Genomic DNA, 17,644 nt, shown 5'->3' with positions numbered 1-17,644 from the left:
GACATGCTGCAGGTGAGAGGCGTACCCCAGACCTGGGACAATATCGCGCCGATTCCGATGGAGTGCGACGCGCCGTTCCTCACCATCAAGGGCGAACTGCCGCGCGAGCTGAACGGCACGCTGTATCGCAACGGTGCCAACCCGCAATTTGCCTCGCCGAATGCGCACTGGTTCTTCGGCGACGGCATGCTGCACGCATTTCATCTCGAAAACGGCCGCGCGTCGTATCGCAATCGCTGGGTGCGGACGCCGAAATGGCTGGCCGAGCATGCCGCCGGACGGCCGCTGTACGGCGAATTCAATATGCGGCTGAAGGATGCGCCGGCCTCGACGCCGCGCGACGGCAACGTCGCCAACACCAACGTGGTGTATCACGCCGGACGGCTGCTGGCGCTGGAAGAAGCGCATCTGCCGATGCAGATCGAACGCGAGACGCTGGAGACCCGCGGCTATTGCGACTATGGCGGCGCGCTGCAGGGGCCGTTCACGGCGCATCCGAAGATCGATCCGGTCACCGGCGAGATGCTGTTCTTCGGCTACAATGTCGGCCGGCCGCTCGGCCGCGGCATGATGCACGGCGCGATCGATGCCTCTGGCCGGCTGACTCGGCTGGAGCGCTTCAAGGCGCCGTATTCGGCGATGGTGCACGACTTCATCGTCACCGCAAAGCACGTGCTGTTTCCGATCCTGCCGCTCACCGGCAGCATCTGGCGCGCGGTGCGCGGCAAGCCGCCTTATGCCTGGGAGCCGCGCAAGGGCTCGTATGTCGGCGTGATGCCGCGCAGCGGCAGCGTCCGCAACATCCGCTGGTTCCGCACCGAGCCGTGCTTCGTGTTCCACGTCATGAACGCCTGGGACGAGGGCAACACGATCATCGCCGACGTGATGCAGTCGGAAGCGCCGCCGTTCTTCACCGACACCGACGGCAGGTCGCTCGATCCGGATAAATCCCGCGCGCGGCTGTGCCGCTGGACGTTCGACCTTGCCGGCCGCAGCGACAGCTTTAAACGCGGCTACCTCGACGACATCAACGGAGAATTTCCGCGGATCGACGAGCGCCGCGCCGGCCTGCGCAGCCGCCATGGCTGGTACGCCTGCATGAATCCAGAAGCGCCCGACGTGCTGTCCGGCCTGGTGCATGTCGGCAGCGACGGCGAACGCCGCGCACGCTACTTCCTGCCGATCGGCGACACCATCGGTGAGCCGGTGTTCGTGCCGCGCAGCAAGGACTCAGGCGAAGCCGACGGCTGGCTGCTCGCGGTGGTGTGGCGCGGCTGCGAGAACCGCAGCGACCTCGCCGTCTTCAACGCCTCCGACATTGCCGCCGGTCCGATCGCTCTGGTCCAGCTCGGCCACCGCATTCCTGACGGTTTCCACGGCAACTGGGTGGCGGCGGACTGAACTCTCGTCAGCGGAATGCACCAGCGAGATGGTCGCAAGCCGCACGGCTCATCGGCCGCGATCCTTGTCCTTCAGCAGGCGGCGATAGTACGTACTTCGGTCGATGCCGAGCCGGCGTGCGGCGCGCGAGACGTTGCCGCCGCTGGCATCGAGCGCGGCCTGCAGCGCCGAGCGGGTGTGTTCGGCGAGCGACGTCGGCGGCGGCGCAACCGGCGCTTGGCTCTCCGCGGCGCTAACCGATGCACTGATTTCGGCGGGGAGCGCGGAGACCTCCACCGGATGCCCCGGCTCGCCGAGCACCAGCAGCGCGCGCAGCGTTCCGACCAGCTGCCGATAATTGCCCGGCCAATTGTAAGCCGCGAGCACGCGCTCGACATCAGTGGAGAGCTGAACGCCGGCCCGTTCGCCGCCGAGCTGGCGCCAGAGTTTTCGGACCAGCGCGAGGCGATCCGGGTGATGGCGCACCGGCGGCCGCTCGACGACATATTGGGCGATCCGGAAGTACAAATCCTGACGAAACGCGCCGGCGGCCAGCAAGGAGCCGAGCGGCTGATGCGTGGCGCAAATCAGCGCGAAATCGACCGGCACCGGCCGGCCGCCGCCGAGCGGCGAGATCTGCTTGTCCTGCAGCACGCGGAGCAGCCGGCTCTGCAGCGACAGCGGCATGTCGCCGATCTCGTCGAGAAACAGCACGCCGCCGTCGGCCTGGCGCAGCAGCCCGGGCGCGCCCTGCCGCCGCGCGCCGGTGAAGGCACCGGCCTCATAGCCGAACAGCTCCGACTCGATCAGCCCTTCCGGCAGCGCCGCGCAATTCACCGGAACGAACGGCTTGTTGCGCCGCGCACTCTCGGCATGAACGCGGCGCGCGAAGACATCCTTGCCCGATCCGGTCTCGCCGAGCAGCAGCACCGGGATTCCGGCCTCGACCAGCCGCACGGTGCGCGACAGCTGCGCCATCATCTCCGCATCGAGGATCGGCTCGACCTCGCCGGCCGGAGCAGCAGGCACTGGAGCAACGGCGGGTGCAGCAGGCGCGCGCGGGCTGCGGCGCGGCGGTTCAATCAGGCGGCCCCACAGCCGGGTGCCGCGAGGGCCGCGCAGCATCTGAATCTGCTCGGAGGGGCGGACACCCGGCAGCAGCGTTTCCAGCCGTGCGAGGTCGAGCGCCGGCCAATCCAAATTCATCAGCTCGAGGCCGTGCCGATTAGCACCGATCAGCACGCCATCGGCAAACGCCAGCACGCCCTCGCGCGGCGTGCCGAGCAGCGCGCGGTCGGTGTGCAGCCGCAGCATGGTGCAGTGCTCGAATCCTTCGGTGAAGAACCGATGCTCGATCTGCTCGGCAGCGAGCCGCATCAGCCCGAGCGCGTGGACATGGCGGATCGCGGCCGGCCCGGTCATGTCGAGCGCACCGGCCACCACGCCGCGCGGATCGATCAGCGGCGCAGCCGCGCAAGCCAGGATGCGATGACGTTCGAAGAAGTGCTCGGCGCCGTGCACCGCAATCGGCTGACGCTCGACCAGCGCAGTGCCGATCGCATTGGTGCCGGTGTCGGCCTCGCTCCACGACACGCCGGGCCGCAGCGCCACCTGCGCGGCGCGGCCTGCAAACTCGCCGGAGCCGATCATGTCGAGGACGACGCCGACCGCGTCGGTGAGAATGACGACGCTGTCGGTGAGGCGCGCATCGCCTTGCAGTGCGTTCAGCTCCGGCCGCGCGAGGCGGCCGAGCCTGTCATGGCGTTCCTGCAATTCGCGCAGTTCGCGGGCGGTGGGCGGTTCGACCAGCGGTGAGCGGCTGGCGTCCAGCCCCTGGCCTGCGCAGCGCTGCCACGAGCGCAGGATCGGTGCGGCGAGCATTCCGTCGACGGGACGCCCCTCCCCGAAGAAGCGGCGGCGCGCAGTGACGACGGCATCACGGCTTGATGCGATTGACATGAGCGGATCCTCGGAGTGTTGGATTCTGCAACAGGTGTGGCGTCCAACTGCTGCAAGTATCACACGCAGCCGGAGGTGCTGTCCAGACATCACCACCCGCAGCGCGCGCGCTCCGGTCTAGAATCCTCCCAGTCTTTTCAACGAACTGATCAGTTCGGAGGCCAATGGCCGCAGGCGTCCCGTACACCTGGCATGCGTCGTGCGTAGTTCCATCCGCTTCAAAACAAACGGGAGGAAGCCATGAACCTCATCACAACGATGCATCCGGACGCCAGCACGGTGTTCAAGACCCGCTACGGCAACTTCATCGGTGGCCACTGGGTGGAGCCGGTCGACGGCAGATACTTCGACAACACCACCCCGATCACCGGCGCAAAACTTACCGAAATCCCGCGCTCGCAGAAGGAAGATGTCGAACTCGCGCTTGATGCAGCGCACACGGCCAGCATCAACTGGGCCAAGACCACGACGACAGAACGGTCACTCATTCTCAATCGCATCGCCGATCGGATGGAAGCCAATCTCGATCTGCTGGCGATCGCCGAAACGCTCGACAATGGCAAGCCGATCCGCGAGACGCGCGCCGCCGACCTGCCGCTGGCGATCGATCACTTCCGCTATTTCGCAGGTGCACTCCGCGCGCAGGAAGGCTCGATCTCGGAGATCGATCACGACACCATCGCGTATCACTTCCACGAACCGCTCGGCGTTGTCGGCCAGATCATTCCGTGGAACTTTCCGCTGCTGATGGCGGCGTGGAAGCTGGCACCCGCGCTCGCCGCCGGCAACTGCGTGGTGCTGAAGCCGGCCGAACAGACACCGGCCTCGATCCTGGTGTGGGCCGAACTGGTCGGCGATCTGCTGCCGCCCGGCGTCGTCAACATCGTCAACGGCTTCGGCGTCGAAGCCGGCAAGCCGCTGGCGTCCAGCCCGCGCATCGCCAAGATAGCCTTCACCGGCGAGACCTCAACCGGCCGGCTGATCATGCAATACGCCAGCGAAAATCTGGTGCCGGTGTCGCTCGAACTCGGCGGCAAATCGCCCAACATTTTCTTCGGCGACGTTGCGGCCGAAGACGATCCGTTCTTCGACAAGGCGATCGAAGGCTTCGTGATGTTCGCGCTCAACCAGGGCGAAGTTTGCACCTGCCCCAGCCGCGCGCTGGTGCAGGAATCGATCTACGAGCGATTCATGGAGCGCGCGCTCGCCCGCGTCGCGGCGATCCGGCAAGGCGACCCGCGCGATCCAGCAACGATGATCGGCGCGCAAGCCTCACAGGAACAGCTCGACAAGATCCTGTCCTATATCGAGATCGGCCGCCACGAAGGCGCCGAACTCCTGGCTGGCGGCGCACGCGCACAGCTCCCCGGCGATCTCGCCGGCGGCTACTACGTGCATCCGACCGTGTTCCGCGGTCACAACCAGATGCGGATCTTCCAGGAGGAAATCTTCGGCCCGGTGGTGTCGGTCACCACCTTCAAGGACGAGGCCGAAGCGGTCGCAATCGCCAACGACACCCAGTATGGGCTCGGCGCCGGCGTCTGGACGCGGGATGGCACCCGTGCCTATCGGTTCGGACGCGCCATCGCCGCAGGCCGGGTGTGGACCAACTGCTACCACGCCTATCCGGCGCACGCGGCGTTCGGCGGCTACAAGCAATCCGGCATCGGGCGGGAGACGCACAAGATGATGCTCGATCACTATCAGCACACCAAGAATTTGCTGGTGAGCTACGGCACCGGACCGCTCGGCTTCTTCTAAGACGACAACTCATCTCGCCGGCGTGCGCACAGCACCCGGCCGCAGCAATGCCGGGCGGCGTATCGCGCCGCCCGCGTCGCGGGGCTTTGCCCTGCAAACGGAGCGCGTCCGGCTCCACGGCAACAGCCCGGCCGGACAGCTCATCGACCACCGATCAACAACAAACTCAATGGAAGGAAGCACCAATGACGGCGACTACATTCTTCATCCCCTCCCTCAACCTGTTCGGCGCCGGCTGCGTGTCGAGCGCGGCCGACCAGGCCAAGGCGCGCGGCTTCAAGCGGGCGCTGATCGTGACCGACAGCGGGCTGCACAAGCTCGGCGTGGCCGATCAGATCGCCTCGATGCTGATCGAGCGCAACGTCAGCAGCGTCGTGTTCCCGGGCGCCAAGCCGAACCCGACGATCAAGAACGTCGAGGACGGGCTGGCGCTGCTGAAGCAGGAGAACTGCGACTGCGTGATCTCGCTCGGCGGCGGTTCGGCGCACGACTGCGCGAAGGGGATCGCGCTCACCGCCACCAATGGCGGCAGCATCAAGGACTATGAAGGCGTCGACCGGTCGGCGCACGCCCAGCTTCCGCTGATCGCCGTCAACACCACGGCCGGCACGGCAAGCGAGATGACGCGGTTCTGCATCATCACCGACGAAGAGCGGCAGGTGAAGATGGCGATCGTCGACCGCCACACCACGCCGCTGCTGTCGGTCAACGATCCGGTGCTGATGCTCGGCAAGCCGCCGGCCCTGACCGCTGCGACCGGCATGGACGCGCTGACGCACGCGATCGAAGCCTATGTGTCGATCGCCGCGACGCCGATCACCGACTCTTGCGCGTTGAAGGCGGTGTCGATCATCTCCAACAGCCTGCGCACCGTCGTCGCCGAGGGGCAGAATCTGGCCGCCCGCGAAGCGATGTCGTATGCGGGATTCCTCGCCGGGATGGCGTTCAACAACGCCTCGCTCGGCTATGTGCACGCGATGGCGCACCAGCTCGGCGGCTTCTACGACCTGCCGCACGGCGTCTGCAACGCGGTGCTGCTGCCGCACGTGCAGGCCTATAACGCGCAGGTCGCGGCGGGCCGGCTGAAGGACGTCGCCCATGCGCTCGGCGTCGACACCACCGGCATGACCGACGCCCAGGGCGCCGACGCCGCGATTCACGCCATCCAGCGGCTGTCCGCCGACGTCGGCATTCCGTCCGGACTCGGCGGGCTCGGCATGAAGGAGGCGGACGTGCCGGTGCTCGCCGCCAACGCGCTGAAGGATGCGTGCGGCTTCACCAATCCGAAGCAGGCGACGCAGACCGAGATCGAAACCATCTTCCGCGCGGCGGCCTGACCGCCTTTGCGTCGCGGTCGGACACAAACGTCTCCGACCACACCTCGGAGCGGGATGGCTTCTCACCTAACCGCAAGTCATCCCGCTTCGATCAACCGCGTGGACGCACCAGATGCGTCCACGCCCTCACCGCCCCCACCGGTCCTGCCAGACCTTCTCGCCGATCAGGCACGATACTCGCGCCGGACGGTGTTCATCGGCGATCGGGACGATGCGCGCGGGCGGGGTGTGGCCCGCGACTTCCATCACCAGCTTGGTGTGGATCGCCTCTTTGAACTTGGCGCGATCCTTGATGCCGACCACGAAGGCGCCGGGACCGCCGATCACGCAATCCTCGTAGTAATAATCCAGATTCTCGATGTCCATCATCGAGTAGGACGGCTCTTTCACCATGATCGGCAGGCCGTTGATGACGACACCCTTGGCGACCGCGGCATCGCGCGCGATCGTCACCGGCTCGCCGTTATTGTTCGGGCCATCGCCGGAGATATCGATCACCCGGCGCAGTCCGTGATACGGGTTCTGCTCGAACAGCGGCAGGGCGAAATTGATCGCGCCGGAGATCGAGGTCCGCGAAGCACGGCGCAGCGGCGCTTTCAGGATCTCGGCCGCGACCGCATCTGCCGATTCCGGCCCGTCGATAATATGCCAGGGCAGAATGATTTTCTGATCTGAGGACGCGGCCCACTCGAAATACGTCACCGCGATGCGGCCGGTTGGACCGCTCTTCAGAGTCTTGAGGAATTCGCCGGAGATCAGCGCCTGCGCGTAGCCTTCGCGCTGCACCGCGAGTTCATCGACATCCATCGAGTAGGAGACATCGACGGCCAGTACCAGTTCGACGTCGACCTGTTTGGCGTCGTCGCCCGCTGCTGATTGCGGCGCCTGGTTGGGCGCAGCAACCGCGGCCACACCGGCCGCCATCGCAGCGGCGAGCATTCCGATCGAGACCCACCAGCGCATTGCAGCCCTCCGGTCGACCAACCGCGATGGTGACATGCAAAACAGATGACGGAAAGCGGCCCAGCCGGTTCCATTCCGATCACTTTCCAGTCACTGATGATGATTGATCGTGAGCGTGCGATGCGAAGGGCGGCGCTACGCGGCGCAACGGCAGGCTGGTTTTCGTCGGGCGGGCGACGCTATAGGATAGGACCCGCATTGCAGGCATTTCAGCATTTCACGCGGGTCGGCACCTGATGAGCAACATCGACCTGAAGCCGAAGACCAAGGCCAAAATCAAGGTCGAGCGGCCGAAGCTACACAAGGTGATCCTGGTCAACGACGACTACACGCCGCGCGAATTCGTGGTGTCGGTGCTGAAGGCCGAGTTCCGGATGACCGAGGACCAAGCCTATAAGGTGATGCTCACCGCGCATCAGCGCGGCGTCTGCGTCGTCGGCGTGTTCACCAAGGACGTCGCCGAAACCAAAGCCACCCGCGCCACCGACGCCGGCCGCGCCAAGGGCTATCCGCTGCTGTTTACCACGGAGCCGGAGGAGTAGTTCCGGCGGCGTAGTACCAAAATCGGCGCGCCTGTTACCGGAAAAGAGCGTCATCGCCGGGCTCGACCCGGCGATCCATCTCTCGCAAGAGGCCGTTCTAGAGCGCGCTTCATCGATTGTGTGAAGCGGATTTGGCCTTTGCCAAGCGTCCGAAGTCCTCATCCTGAGGAGCCCGGCAAAGCCGGGCGTCTCGAAGGATGAGGAGCCACATCGCCTGCGGTGCATGGTTCGAGACGGCGCTGCGCGCCTCCTCACCATGAGGCTCTACGAGCTGCGACCGCTAGGAAGTTCGGTCCTGATTCTGTCAAAAGCAGAGATGCTCTAGACGCGCGCTGGCGCGCGCGATGGATCCGCGGGTCGAGCCCGCGGATGACGCTCGGCACTTGAGGGTTCAGTGTCTCACAGCCCTTCGGCAGCGAGCGGGGTCTCGTCGGTCAGGCCGTGGACGCGCTCGGCGTGGGAGAAGCCGGCCATCGGGAATTCGCCGAGGTCGCTCCAGCCTTCCGAGCACAGCCCGACGAAATCGCTGGAGGCGACCACGGTGCGGCCGAGCCGGGCTGCGAGCCGCTCCAGCCTTGCGGCGAGATTCACCGCCGGGCCGATGCAGGTGAAGTCGAGCCGGTTGCCGCCGCCGATATTGCCGTACAACACCTGCCCGACATGCAGCGCGACGCCGAAGCGGAAGCTCTCGATGACGTGGGCGCCCTCGACGAAATTCAGATCCGCGATGCTGGCGCGGCATTCATTGGCCGCGGCCAGCATCCGGCCGCAGACCTCGGCGGCGTCGCTGCCGTCATCGGCGATCGGAAACACCGCGAGCAGGCCGTCGCCCATGAACTTCAGCACCTCGCCGCCATGGCCCGCGATCGCCGCGACCTGGCAGTCGAAATACGCGTTCAGCACCTTGACCATGATCTCCGGCGGCAGGCCGTCGGACAGCGCCGAAAAGCCGCGCAGATCGGACAGCCAGATCGCGGCGCGGAGATGATCCGCATGGCCGCGGCGGATCTGTCCGGCCAGAATGCGGGCGCCGGCGCGGTTGCCCACATAGGTGTCGAGCAGATTGGTGGCGATATCACGCAGGCTGATCACCTCGACCAGCCGCGACAGCGGCGGCATCATTGCCCGCAACGCGCTGAGCTGGGAGTCGGTGAAGCCGCCCGGCTGCTTGGTGGCGAAGCTCGCCGCGTGATAGGTGCCGTCGAGAAACCGCAGCGGCAGCGCGGTGTAATCGGTGACGGCTTCGGCGCGCAGATCCTCCAGGAACGGGAAGTTCTTGCTCTCCGGGTCGTCGAGCCGAAAGCGGACCTCGACGCCGTAATCGTACAGGATCTTCAGCGGGCTGCGCTTGTACTCCTCGGACATCTCGACGTCCTGGGTGGTCGAACCGACCTCGACCTCGCCGTCGGCGCGCCAGATGAAGCGGTGGCCGTAGATATCGGGGTGCAGGGTTTCGACGAAGACGCCGACCCGGTGCAGCGGGATGCCGGCCGCGACAAGCTGCTCGCAGGTCAGCTTCATCTTCATGGCCGGGTCCGGCTCGGACCGTGCGCCGTCGCTCAGCCAGTCGAGAATGCCGCGGATCTGCTCAGAATGCATGGCTGCATCTTAGCCGCCCCGCGTGGCGTTTTGTAGCAGGACTGGACTCATGGCAGTCATCCAGCGGTCCGGCGCGGATGCTGAAGCGAGACAGGCGAACGGCTGGTCAGCCGCCGACCTGCCCACGGTGCCGCAGCAGATGATCGGCCAGCACGCAGGCGACCATCGCCTCGCCGACCGGCACGGCGCGGATACCGACGCAAGGGTCGTGGCGGCCCTTGGTCAGGATCTCGGTGTCGTGGCCGGTGCGATCGACGGTCTTGCGCGGGGTCAGGATCGACGAGGTCGGCTTGACGGCGAACCGCGCCACCACCGGCTGGCCGGTGGAGATGCCGCCGAGGATGCCGCCGGCGTGGTTGGACAGGAACGCCGGACCGTGATTGCCGGTGCGCATCTCGTCGGCGTTCTGCTCGCCGGTCAGCTCGGCGCTGGCAAAGCCGTCGCCGATCTCGACGCCCTTCACCGCATTGATGCTCATCAGCGCCGCGGCGAGGTCGCCGTCGAGCTTGGCATAAATCGGCGCCCCGAGCCCGGCCGGCACGCCTTCGGCGACGATCTCAACCACCGCGCCGATCGACGAGCCGGATTTGCGGATGCCGTCGAGATAGTCGGCGTAGAACGCCGCCTTGTCCTTGTCCGGGCAGAAGAACGGGTTGTTGCCGATCTCGTCCCAATCCCATTTGTCGCGATCGATCTTGTGCGGACCGATCTGCACCAGCGCGCCGCGCACCGTCATGCCGGCGATCACCTTGCGGGCGATCGCACCGGCCGCGACCCGGCTCGCGGTCTCGCGCGCCGACGACCGGCCACCACCGCGATAGTCGCGGATGCCGTACTTCGCCTCATAGGTGAAGTCGGCGTGGCCGGGGCGGTACTTGTTCTGGATGTCCGAATAGTCCTTGGAGCGCTGGTCGGTATTCTCGATCAACAGCGCGATCGGCGTGCCGGTCGTCACCTGCACCCCGTTCTCGGGATGCACCATCACGCCGGACAGGATCTTCACCTGATCGGCTTCCTGGCGCTGGGTGGTGAAGCGCGACTGGCCGGGCCGGCGGCGGTCGAGATCGCCCTGAATATCGGCCTCGGTCAGCGGGATCAGCGGCGGACAGCCGTCGACCACGCAGCCGATCGCCACTCCATGGCTTTCGCCGAAGGTGGTGACACGAAACAGATGGCCGAAAGTGTTGAACGACATGGCGCGGGCTGCCTTTGAGAACTGCGCCGGTGTGGTAACGCGCCGGCCGGACAGGGTCAAACGGACGGCACACCGGCCGCCCTGCCCGCTGGCGCGACTGGCTCTACGGCGCGGCCTCCCTGTGCTCGCTTCGCGCCGCCGAGAACACCTCGCGGGCCGCGTCGATGTTCATGGCAGCAATCGCCACGCCGACGATCAGGTCCGGCCAAATCGACAGCGTTGTGGCCGTCACCAGGCCAGCGCCGATGATCCCGATATTGGCCAGCGCATCGTTGCGCGCCGACAGGAACGCCGCCCGGGTAAGGCTGCCGCCGTGCGAGCGAAATCCGGCCAGCAAATAGGCGCACCCCAGATTCACCGCCAGCGCCCCCAGCCCGGCGAGCGTCAGCGGGGTCGGCGCAGGCGCGATCGGGGACGCGATCTTAGTGGCGACGGCCCAGAGTGTGCCGACGGCGGGCACCAGAATCAGCAGTGCGAGCCCCATTCCAAGTTTCGCTCGCGCCCGTGCCGACCAGCTCAGCCCGACCAGGATCAGGGTGTTGACGGAAGCATCTTCCAGGAAGTCCACGCTGTCCGCGAACAACGACACCGATCCGATCCGCGCCGCAACGGCGAACTCGACGCCGAAGTAAGCGAGATTCGCCAGCGCGACCACTGCGATGGCGCGACGCAGACTCAAGACGTCACCATTCGCACGGCGGACATTCCGAGAAATAGCCCTGCGATTGCAACGGTCACGGAGCCCGCCACATAAACAAGCGACAGGCCGAGCTGACCGCGCTCGTAAAGCAGCGCCGCATCCAGCGAAAACGTCGAGAAGGTGGTGTAGCCGCCGAGGATTCCGGTGGTGATGAACAGCCGGACCTCCTGCGGCGCGTTGATACGCAGGGCGAGCAACTCGACGATCACGCCCATGACGATCGAGCCGGTGACATTGATGATGAAAATCCCCCACGGAAACGCCGTGCCGAACAGAGCGGCGACGAACGAATTCAGATAGTGCCGGATCAATCCTCCAATTCCGGCACCGACGAACACGGCCAACGCACTCATCAAGATCCGCCTCCTTTCAATTTCAACTCTCTGCTCTCGCGCATCCAGGCGAGTACGTCGCCGGCCTTGCCGCTGAGCATCCGCAGCGATTTCGATGTCCGCGGCTCCGCCCTCACGTCCTTGAAGCGCCAGAGTTCACTAATCACCACGAGGCGCCAGCGCCGACGCGCAGCCCCGTGGTGGAGCTGCATCACGTCGAACTGGAACGCATAGTCCTGTCCACCATAGCGATGCCGATCGCGCTGACAGGACACGCCGAACGCACTCCAGGTGGCGAAATCTGCGGCCTGGCTCGGAGGCTCGATGACGTATTCAATGTCGGCGATGACGCGGGCGTTGTTCAGACGCATGGGTTGCCACCACGCTTGGCTTTCGCCTCGCCGCTCGGCGCGCTGCACCTCACGACCGCCTCCCGGCCCGCAGACGAGCCTCCAGCACGGCCGTGACTAGGCCAAGCGCCAGAAGCAGCCGCACGACCTCTGCTCCCGCGTCGAAGACGAAAGCGAGAAAACAGACCGACACCACAGCGCCGAGCAGCGCCGGTGTGAAATCGAGCGCCCAACCACCCGAAAGAAGCGACAACGCTTTGAGGAAAGTCATTCGTGCTGCCCTCGTTGAAACTCAGGGCAACAAAAAACCCGCCGGTGGCGGGCTCAACTTATGCTCCCGCCGCGACGGGGCTTTGCAGCCCCCTCTCAGCAGGAGTCATCAGCCCACGACGGGCGGTTTCGGGGAACTCCATCCCCATTGCTGGCGCGAGATTATCAGAACCTAGCTGGCGAGGTCAAAGCCAAACGCACGCGTTCGCCGCCGCTCAGCTCACGATCTCCATGCCGCCATCGCGAAACACGTAGACGGCGCCCTGCTGGATCGGGCCTTCCAGCGCCTCGCGCGGGGTTTTCAGGCCGAGCGCGACGAACAGGGTACGGCCGGTGCCGACGTGGCCGACCGCGACGGTGTCGCGCTTCAGCGAGGAAACCCAGTCGGTGATGAACGGCAGCCGCTGGGCGTAGCTCTCGCCGCGCAGCGGCGCGACGTTCCAGCGGTCGGCTTGGCGCGCGGCATACAGCGCCGGATCCGACTGCTCCATGTCCTGGAGGGTGAAGCCTTCCCAGGCGCCGTAGGTGATCTCGCGCAGCCGGTCGTCGACCGTGTAGTCCTGCGCCGGCAGACCCAGCGCACCGCGCACCAGCTCCATGGTAACCCGGGCGCGGCCGAGCGGGCTGGCGCGATAGTCGAGCTCCGCCGGCTGCTGGCCGCTCCGCGCGAGCAGACCGCCGAGCACGCCGCCGGCCGAAACCGCCTGCCCCCGCCCCTTGTCGTTCAGCGGAATGTCCCGCGTGCCCTGATATCGCCCGGTGGCGTTCCAGTCGGTCTCGCCGTGGCGGATGAAGTAGATGGTGGGCATGATCTCGTTCGTCGATGCAAGGCCAACTCTATTGGCCCGTCATGGCCGGGCTCGTCCCGGCCATCCACGTCTTCCTATCAGCCCTCGCCCGAAGGCGTGGATGCCCGGGACAAGCCCGGGCATGACGAGTTTCGCTGAACCGTCGGACCGAATGATCAGTCCTTGCCGCCGAGTGAGATGTCCGGCGCGTCGGGGTTCTTCATACCGACGACATGGTAGCCGGAATCGACGTGGTGGACTTCGCCGGTGACGCCGCGCGACAGGTCGGACAGGAAGTACAGCGCGCTGTCGCCGACCTCTTCGATCGTCACGGTGCGGCGCAGCGGCGCGTTGTATTCGTTCCACTTCAGAATGTAGCGGAAGTCGCCGATGCCGGAGGCGGCCAGCGTCTTGATCGGGCCGGCCGAGATCGCATTGACGCGAATGTTCTTCTCGCCGAGGTCGGCGGCGAGATAGCGCACGCTGGCCTCCAGCGCCGCCTTGGCGACACCCATCACGTTGTAATGCGGCATCCACTTCTCGGCGCCGTAATAGGTCAGGGTGATGATCGAGCCGCCGTCGGTCATCAGCTTCTCGGCGCGCTGGGCGATCGCGGTCAGCGAGTAGCACGAGATCAGCATCGACTTGGAGAAGTTCTCCGGCGAGGTGTCGACATAACGGCCGTCGAGCTCGTCCTTGTCGGCGAACGCGATGGCGTGGACCACGAAGTCGATCTTGCCCCACTTCTCCTTCACCACGTCGAACACCGCATCGATGGTGGCGCCGTCGGTGACATCGCAGTGCCCGAGAACGAGGCCGCCGAGCTCGGCGGCAAGCGGCTCGACCCGCTTCTTCAGCGCGTCACCCTGATAGGTCAGCGCGATCTCGGCGCCCTGGGCGCGGCAGGCTTTCGCGATGCCGTAAGCAATCGAACGGTTGTTGGCGACGCCGAGAATAACGCCGCGTTTGCCTTGCATCAGGCCGGAAGCTGTCGACATGGACTATCCTATCGTCTTGCAATCGGCCTTCGACCTACACCAGCGGCCCGGCCGGGTACAGCCCCATGTCCCCGTGCAAATTCAACCATTTGGGCAAGCCTGGGCTGCTCCAGGCGGCATCGGTCGACGCCGCGCAGAAGCGCTCTCGGCAATTAGTTGGAAAATCGTGCGCTATTCGAAATCGCGCAGCATTTTCAATGCGTGCTAACCGCGCGATCCCATTTTCGACATCGATTATCGCCAATCGGAACACCGACGCGCCGCAGAATCGCACCGGCCACTCAGCATCTTGTGAGTCGCGTCCGATCCGCCGGTCGACGCAAGCGGCCTCGGGCGGGGTTGCGCGCTGATCCCCCGCACCGAGGCCGCACCTGCGTCAAACGGGCGCCGATCGCGGCGTTAGCCGAGATCGGTCCGCGGATTGTAAGGGTGGTCATCCCGCCACTTCTGCATCAGCTTCTCCAGCTCGGCATCGTGGCCGTCCGGCAGGATGATGCGGGTGGTGACGAACAGATCGCCGGTCGCGCCGCCTTTCGGCAGCCCCTTGCCCTTGAGCCGGAAGATCCGGCCGCTGGACGTATTTTTCGGGATCGACAGCTCGATCGCACCCGTGAGCGTCGGCACCCGGACCTTGGCGCCGAGCACCGCCTCATACAGCGTCAGCGGCAGCTCGAGCTTCAGATCGTTGCCGTCGACCTTGAAGTAAGGGTGCGGGGCGATGTTCACGGTGATCAGCAGGTCGCCGGCACGGTGACCGGGCGCGCTTTCGCCCTGCCCCTTCAGCCGGATCTGCTGACCGGCGCCGACGCCAGCCGGAATCTTGACGTTGAGCTCTTTGCCGCTCGGCAGCCGCACCCGCTTTTCGGTGCCGCGCGTCGCTTCTTCGAGCGTCACCGTCATCGACACCGACTGATCGAGGTCGGGTGCGAAGCCAGTGTCGAAGTCGAAGCCCTGGGTGCGACCACGCGCACCCGCGCCGCGCGCGCCGGCCGCGCCGCCGAACATCGAATTCAGGATGTCCTCGAACCCGGCCGCGCCGCCGAACCCGCCACCGGGGGCTCCGCCGCCACTGCGGAAGGAATATTGCTCGAACCCGCCGGCGCCGCCCGCACGGCCACCGCCGCCAGGGAAACCCTGGAAGCGCGGCTTGCCTTCGGCATCGATCTCGCCGCGGTCGTATTGCTTGCGCTTGGTCTCGTCGCCGAGGATTTCGTTGGCGGAATTGATTTCAGCGAAACGCGCGGCGGCTTTGGGATCGTTCTTGTTGCTGTCGGGGTGATGCTTCTTCGCCAGCTTGCGATAGGCGCTTTTGATCGCCGCAGCGCTGGCGTCCCGCTGCACCCCCAGGACCTCATAGGGGTCGCGCATCCGTCTCGTCTCCTTCAGGAATTTCAACTGTGGGCGAACGCCCGTCGCCAGTCATCTGGGGGTTTCATGTCTTTTTTGCAACCGGAATCGGCCCGGTGGCGGGCGCAATTCGATCGGAATCAGCTCTTGCGCCACGGCCGCAGCGAGCGGATTTCCCAATGCCCTTGCGAGGTTCGGCAGGCTGCGCCCTGCATCCAGCTCTCGGTCCGCTCTTTCACATAGGAGGCGAGAAAGTCGCGGCAGGTGCGGCCTTCGTTGCTATAGGCCGCGGCCAACGGCGTCACCGAGCCGCGTGCGCCGGTGGTCGGATTTTCCCACGGCTGGCTGGAATCCTTGTCGCCCTTGGTCAGCACATCCGATGCAGCGATCCGCGCCAGCGCCATATCGGCGTCGGTCGGGCCCTCCTCGCGGGCGGGCAGCACAGCGCCGATCGAGCCGGTGAAATCGCTGCTGTCCATCTGGGCGAAGGCGCCGTCGCGGCTATTCATGCCGCAGCCACCGAGCGAGGCGCCGATTAGAATCGCTATCATCGCTGGCGCGCCCTGCGAGATGGCCGATAGGCCAATGCGTTGCCGTGCCCTATATAGGTTGGACCTATACAGGACCCGCAGCGCGTTCCGGACCGCGGTGAAGCACAAGTCGGATTTCCTCGCATGAGCGACCTCTCGATCAGACCACAGAGTGAGTTAACGCCCGGTGATTTCACCGCGGCAGAGAATCCGTTTGCGCTGTTCGCTGAATGGCTTGCGGAAGCCGACAAATCCGAGCCCAACGATCCGAACGCGATGGCGCTGGCGACGGTCGATCCGGACGGGCTGCCCGACGTGCGCATGGTTCTAATGAAGGGCTATGACGAGCACGGCTTCGTGTTCTACAGCCACATCGCCAGTCAGAAGGGCCGCGAGCTGGCCGCCAATCCGAAAGCCGCGCTGCTGTTTCACTGGAAATCGCTACGCCGGCAGATTCGGATTCGCGGCACTGTGACCCCGGTGACCGACACCGAGGCCGATGCCTATTTCGCCACCCGGCCGAAGCAGGCGCAGATCGGCGCCTGGGCGAGCAAGCAGTCGCAGCCGCTGGAAAGCAGGTTCGCGTTCGAGCAGGCGATCGCCAAGGTGGCGGCGCGCCATCTGGTCGGCGACGTTCCGCGGCCGCCCGGCTGGAGCGGCTGGCGGATCACGCCGTCCCGAATCGAGTTCTGGCACGACCGCCCGTTCCGCCTGCACGACCGCATCGAATTCCGCCGGGACACCCCGGATCACCCCTGGACCAAGACAAGGCTGTATCCATGAGCCCCGACTCCCAAAAGCCGCGCCCGCCCGAGAGCAACGCGCCGCGCCGGACCATGCTCCTGACCGGCGCCAGTCGCGGCATCGGCCATGCGACGGTGATCCGTTTCTCCAGCGCGGGCTGGCGAGTGATCACTTGCTCCCGGCATCCGTTTCCGGAGCAGTGCCCGTGGGGTGCCGGCCCCGAAGACCACATCCAGGTCGACCTCGGCGACCGTGCCGACACCCTGCGAGCGATCGACGAGATCCGCGAGCGGCTCGATGGCGGCGCCCTGCATGCGCTGGTGAACAATGCCGCGATCTCGCCGAAGGCTCCCGGCGGTGCCCGGCTCGGCTCGATCGACACCGAACTCGACACCTGGGAGCACGTGTTCCGGGTCAATTTCTTCGCGCCGATCATGATGGCGCGCGGGCTGATCGAGGAACTCAAGGCGGTCAAAGGCTCGGTGGTGAACGTCACCTCGATCGCCGGATCGCGCGTGCACCCGTTCGCCGGCGCCGCCTATGCGACCTCGAAGGCGGCGCTTGCGGCGCTGACCCGGGAAATGGCAGCGGACTTCGGCCCGGTCGGCGTGCGCGTGAACTCGATCGCGCCCGGCGAGATCGACACCTCGATCCTGTCGCCCGGCACCGAGAAGATCGTCGAAGAGCAGATCCCGATGCGCCGGCTCGGCACCCCGGATGAGGTCGCCAAGATCATCTACGTGCTGTGCACAGAGACCTCGTCCTACGTGAACGGCGCCGAAATCCACATCAACGGCGGCCAGCACGTCTGACCCTTTGACGGCGGCAAAGCCCGCTCTCTTCCCTCCC

18 protein-coding genes and 1 riboswitch are annotated in these 17,644 nt (G+C 66.0%); of the genes, 6 read left to right on the top strand and 12 right to left on the bottom strand.

Going from position 1 to position 17,644, the window contains the following annotated elements; all coding sequences use genetic code 11:
- Positions 1-3: 3 nt before the first annotated feature.
- Positions 4-1,401: a carotenoid oxygenase family protein gene (locus tag LRC39_RS06435; protein ID WP_346296699.1), complete on the top strand. Its 1,398-nt coding sequence runs from the start codon at positions 4-6 to the stop codon at positions 1,399-1,401.
- Positions 1,402-1,449: 48 nt separating this feature from the next.
- Here LRC39_RS06435 and LRC39_RS06430 read toward each other — a convergent pair whose 3' ends face one another.
- Positions 1,450-3,339 carry a sigma-54-dependent Fis family transcriptional regulator gene (locus tag LRC39_RS06430; protein ID WP_346296698.1) on the bottom strand — a complete coding sequence of 630 codons (1,890 nt, stop codon included), beginning with the start codon at positions 3,337-3,339 and terminating at the stop codon, positions 1,450-1,452.
- A gap of 258 nt (positions 3,340-3,597) precedes the next feature.
- Between LRC39_RS06430 and adh the strand changes: the two genes are divergently transcribed.
- Together adh and yiaY are read left to right on the top strand one after the other, a co-directional pair.
- The gene (gene adh, locus LRC39_RS06425; RefSeq protein ID WP_346297478.1) at positions 3,598-5,100 is read left to right on the top strand and encodes an aldehyde dehydrogenase; all 1,503 of its coding nucleotides are present in this window, start codon (positions 3,598-3,600) and stop codon (positions 5,098-5,100) included.
- Between the two features lie 185 nt (positions 5,101-5,285).
- Positions 5,286-6,437, top strand: coding sequence for an L-threonine dehydrogenase (yiaY, locus tag LRC39_RS06420; protein ID WP_346296697.1), 1,152 nt, complete (start codon positions 5,286-5,288; stop codon positions 6,435-6,437).
- A gap of 126 nt (positions 6,438-6,563) precedes the next feature.
- Here the strand turns inward: yiaY and LRC39_RS06415 are convergent, their stop codons facing one another.
- Positions 6,564-7,400, bottom strand: coding sequence for a DUF1194 domain-containing protein (locus tag LRC39_RS06415; protein WP_346296696.1), 837 nt, complete (start codon positions 7,398-7,400; stop codon positions 6,564-6,566).
- A 236-nt stretch (positions 7,401-7,636) separates the two neighbouring features.
- Here LRC39_RS06415 and clpS point away from each other — a divergent pair, with 236 nt between their 5' ends.
- Positions 7,637-7,942: an ATP-dependent Clp protease adapter ClpS gene (gene clpS, locus LRC39_RS06410; protein WP_047309913.1), complete on the top strand. Its 306-nt coding sequence runs from the start codon at positions 7,637-7,639 to the stop codon at positions 7,940-7,942.
- 399 nt (positions 7,943-8,341) lie between these two features.
- Here clpS and LRC39_RS06405 read toward each other — a convergent pair whose 3' ends face one another.
- The 10 genes from LRC39_RS06405 to LRC39_RS06360 form a co-directional block, all read right to left on the bottom strand.
- A complete protein-coding gene (locus LRC39_RS06405; RefSeq protein WP_263990858.1) occupies positions 8,342-9,541 on the bottom strand; it encodes an adenylate/guanylate cyclase domain-containing protein in 1,200 nt (399 codons plus the stop codon).
- A gap of 106 nt (positions 9,542-9,647) precedes the next feature.
- On the bottom strand, positions 9,648-10,736 hold the full coding sequence (gene aroC, locus LRC39_RS06400; RefSeq protein ID WP_346296695.1) for a chorismate synthase: 1,089 nt from the start codon (positions 10,734-10,736) through the stop codon (positions 9,648-9,650).
- 103 nt (positions 10,737-10,839) lie between these two features.
- Entirely contained in the window at positions 10,840-11,391 is a 552-nt protein-coding gene (locus tag LRC39_RS06395; protein WP_346296694.1) for a cation transporter, read from the bottom strand.
- Positions 11,392-11,411: 20 nt separating this feature from the next.
- Positions 11,412-11,789, bottom strand: coding sequence for a fluoride efflux transporter CrcB (gene crcB / locus LRC39_RS06390; RefSeq protein WP_346296693.1), 378 nt, complete (start codon positions 11,787-11,789; stop codon positions 11,412-11,414).
- Positions 11,789-12,139 (bottom strand): hypothetical protein, encoded by a 351-nt coding sequence (locus LRC39_RS06385; protein ID WP_346296692.1) that lies wholly within the window; start codon positions 12,137-12,139, stop codon positions 11,789-11,791. The genes crcB and LRC39_RS06385 overlap by 1 nt, the downstream gene beginning before the upstream one ends.
- 49 nt (positions 12,140-12,188) lie before the next feature.
- The gene (locus tag LRC39_RS06380) at positions 12,189-12,389 is read right to left on the bottom strand and encodes a hypothetical protein (protein WP_346296691.1); all 201 of its coding nucleotides are present in this window, start codon (positions 12,387-12,389) and stop codon (positions 12,189-12,191) included.
- A gap of 92 nt (positions 12,390-12,481) precedes the next feature.
- A riboswitch (Fluoride riboswitch) is annotated at positions 12,482-12,544 on the bottom strand.
- 59 nt (positions 12,545-12,603) lie between these two features.
- Complete coding sequence (locus LRC39_RS06375; RefSeq protein WP_346296690.1) at positions 12,604-13,197, bottom strand: histidine phosphatase family protein; 594 nt, start codon at positions 13,195-13,197, stop codon at positions 12,604-12,606.
- A gap of 155 nt (positions 13,198-13,352) precedes the next feature.
- Positions 13,353-14,174 carry an enoyl-ACP reductase FabI gene (fabI, locus tag LRC39_RS06370; RefSeq protein ID WP_107343349.1) on the bottom strand — a complete coding sequence of 274 codons (822 nt, stop codon included), beginning with the start codon at positions 14,172-14,174 and terminating at the stop codon, positions 13,353-13,355.
- Positions 14,175-14,573: 399 nt separating this feature from the next.
- Positions 14,574-15,542 (bottom strand): DnaJ C-terminal domain-containing protein, encoded by a 969-nt coding sequence (locus LRC39_RS06365; RefSeq protein WP_346296689.1) that lies wholly within the window; start codon positions 15,540-15,542, stop codon positions 14,574-14,576.
- Between the two features lie 119 nt (positions 15,543-15,661).
- Positions 15,662-16,072 carry an RT0821/Lpp0805 family surface protein gene (locus tag LRC39_RS06360; RefSeq protein ID WP_107343347.1) on the bottom strand — a complete coding sequence of 137 codons (411 nt, stop codon included), beginning with the start codon at positions 16,070-16,072 and terminating at the stop codon, positions 15,662-15,664.
- 123 nt (positions 16,073-16,195) lie between these two features.
- Between LRC39_RS06360 and pdxH the strand changes: the two genes are divergently transcribed.
- Together pdxH and LRC39_RS06350 are read left to right on the top strand one after the other, a co-directional pair.
- Positions 16,196-16,834, top strand: a complete 639-nt coding sequence (pdxH, locus tag LRC39_RS06355) for a pyridoxamine 5'-phosphate oxidase (protein ID WP_107354543.1) — start codon at positions 16,196-16,198, stop codon at positions 16,832-16,834.
- Positions 16,831-17,607 carry an SDR family NAD(P)-dependent oxidoreductase gene (locus LRC39_RS06350; protein ID WP_107343345.1) on the top strand — a complete coding sequence of 259 codons (777 nt, stop codon included), beginning with the start codon at positions 16,831-16,833 and terminating at the stop codon, positions 17,605-17,607. Before pdxH ends, LRC39_RS06350 begins: the two co-directional genes overlap by 4 nt.
- Positions 17,608-17,644 lie beyond the last annotated feature (37 nt).

Source organism: Rhodopseudomonas sp. P1 (genome assembly GCF_039642825.1).
Taxonomy (GTDB): domain Bacteria; phylum Pseudomonadota; class Alphaproteobacteria; order Rhizobiales; family Xanthobacteraceae; genus Rhodopseudomonas; species Rhodopseudomonas palustris_H.
The sequence above is the reverse complement of the archived record's forward strand: the minus strand, read 5'-3'. Positions and strand labels throughout refer to the sequence as shown.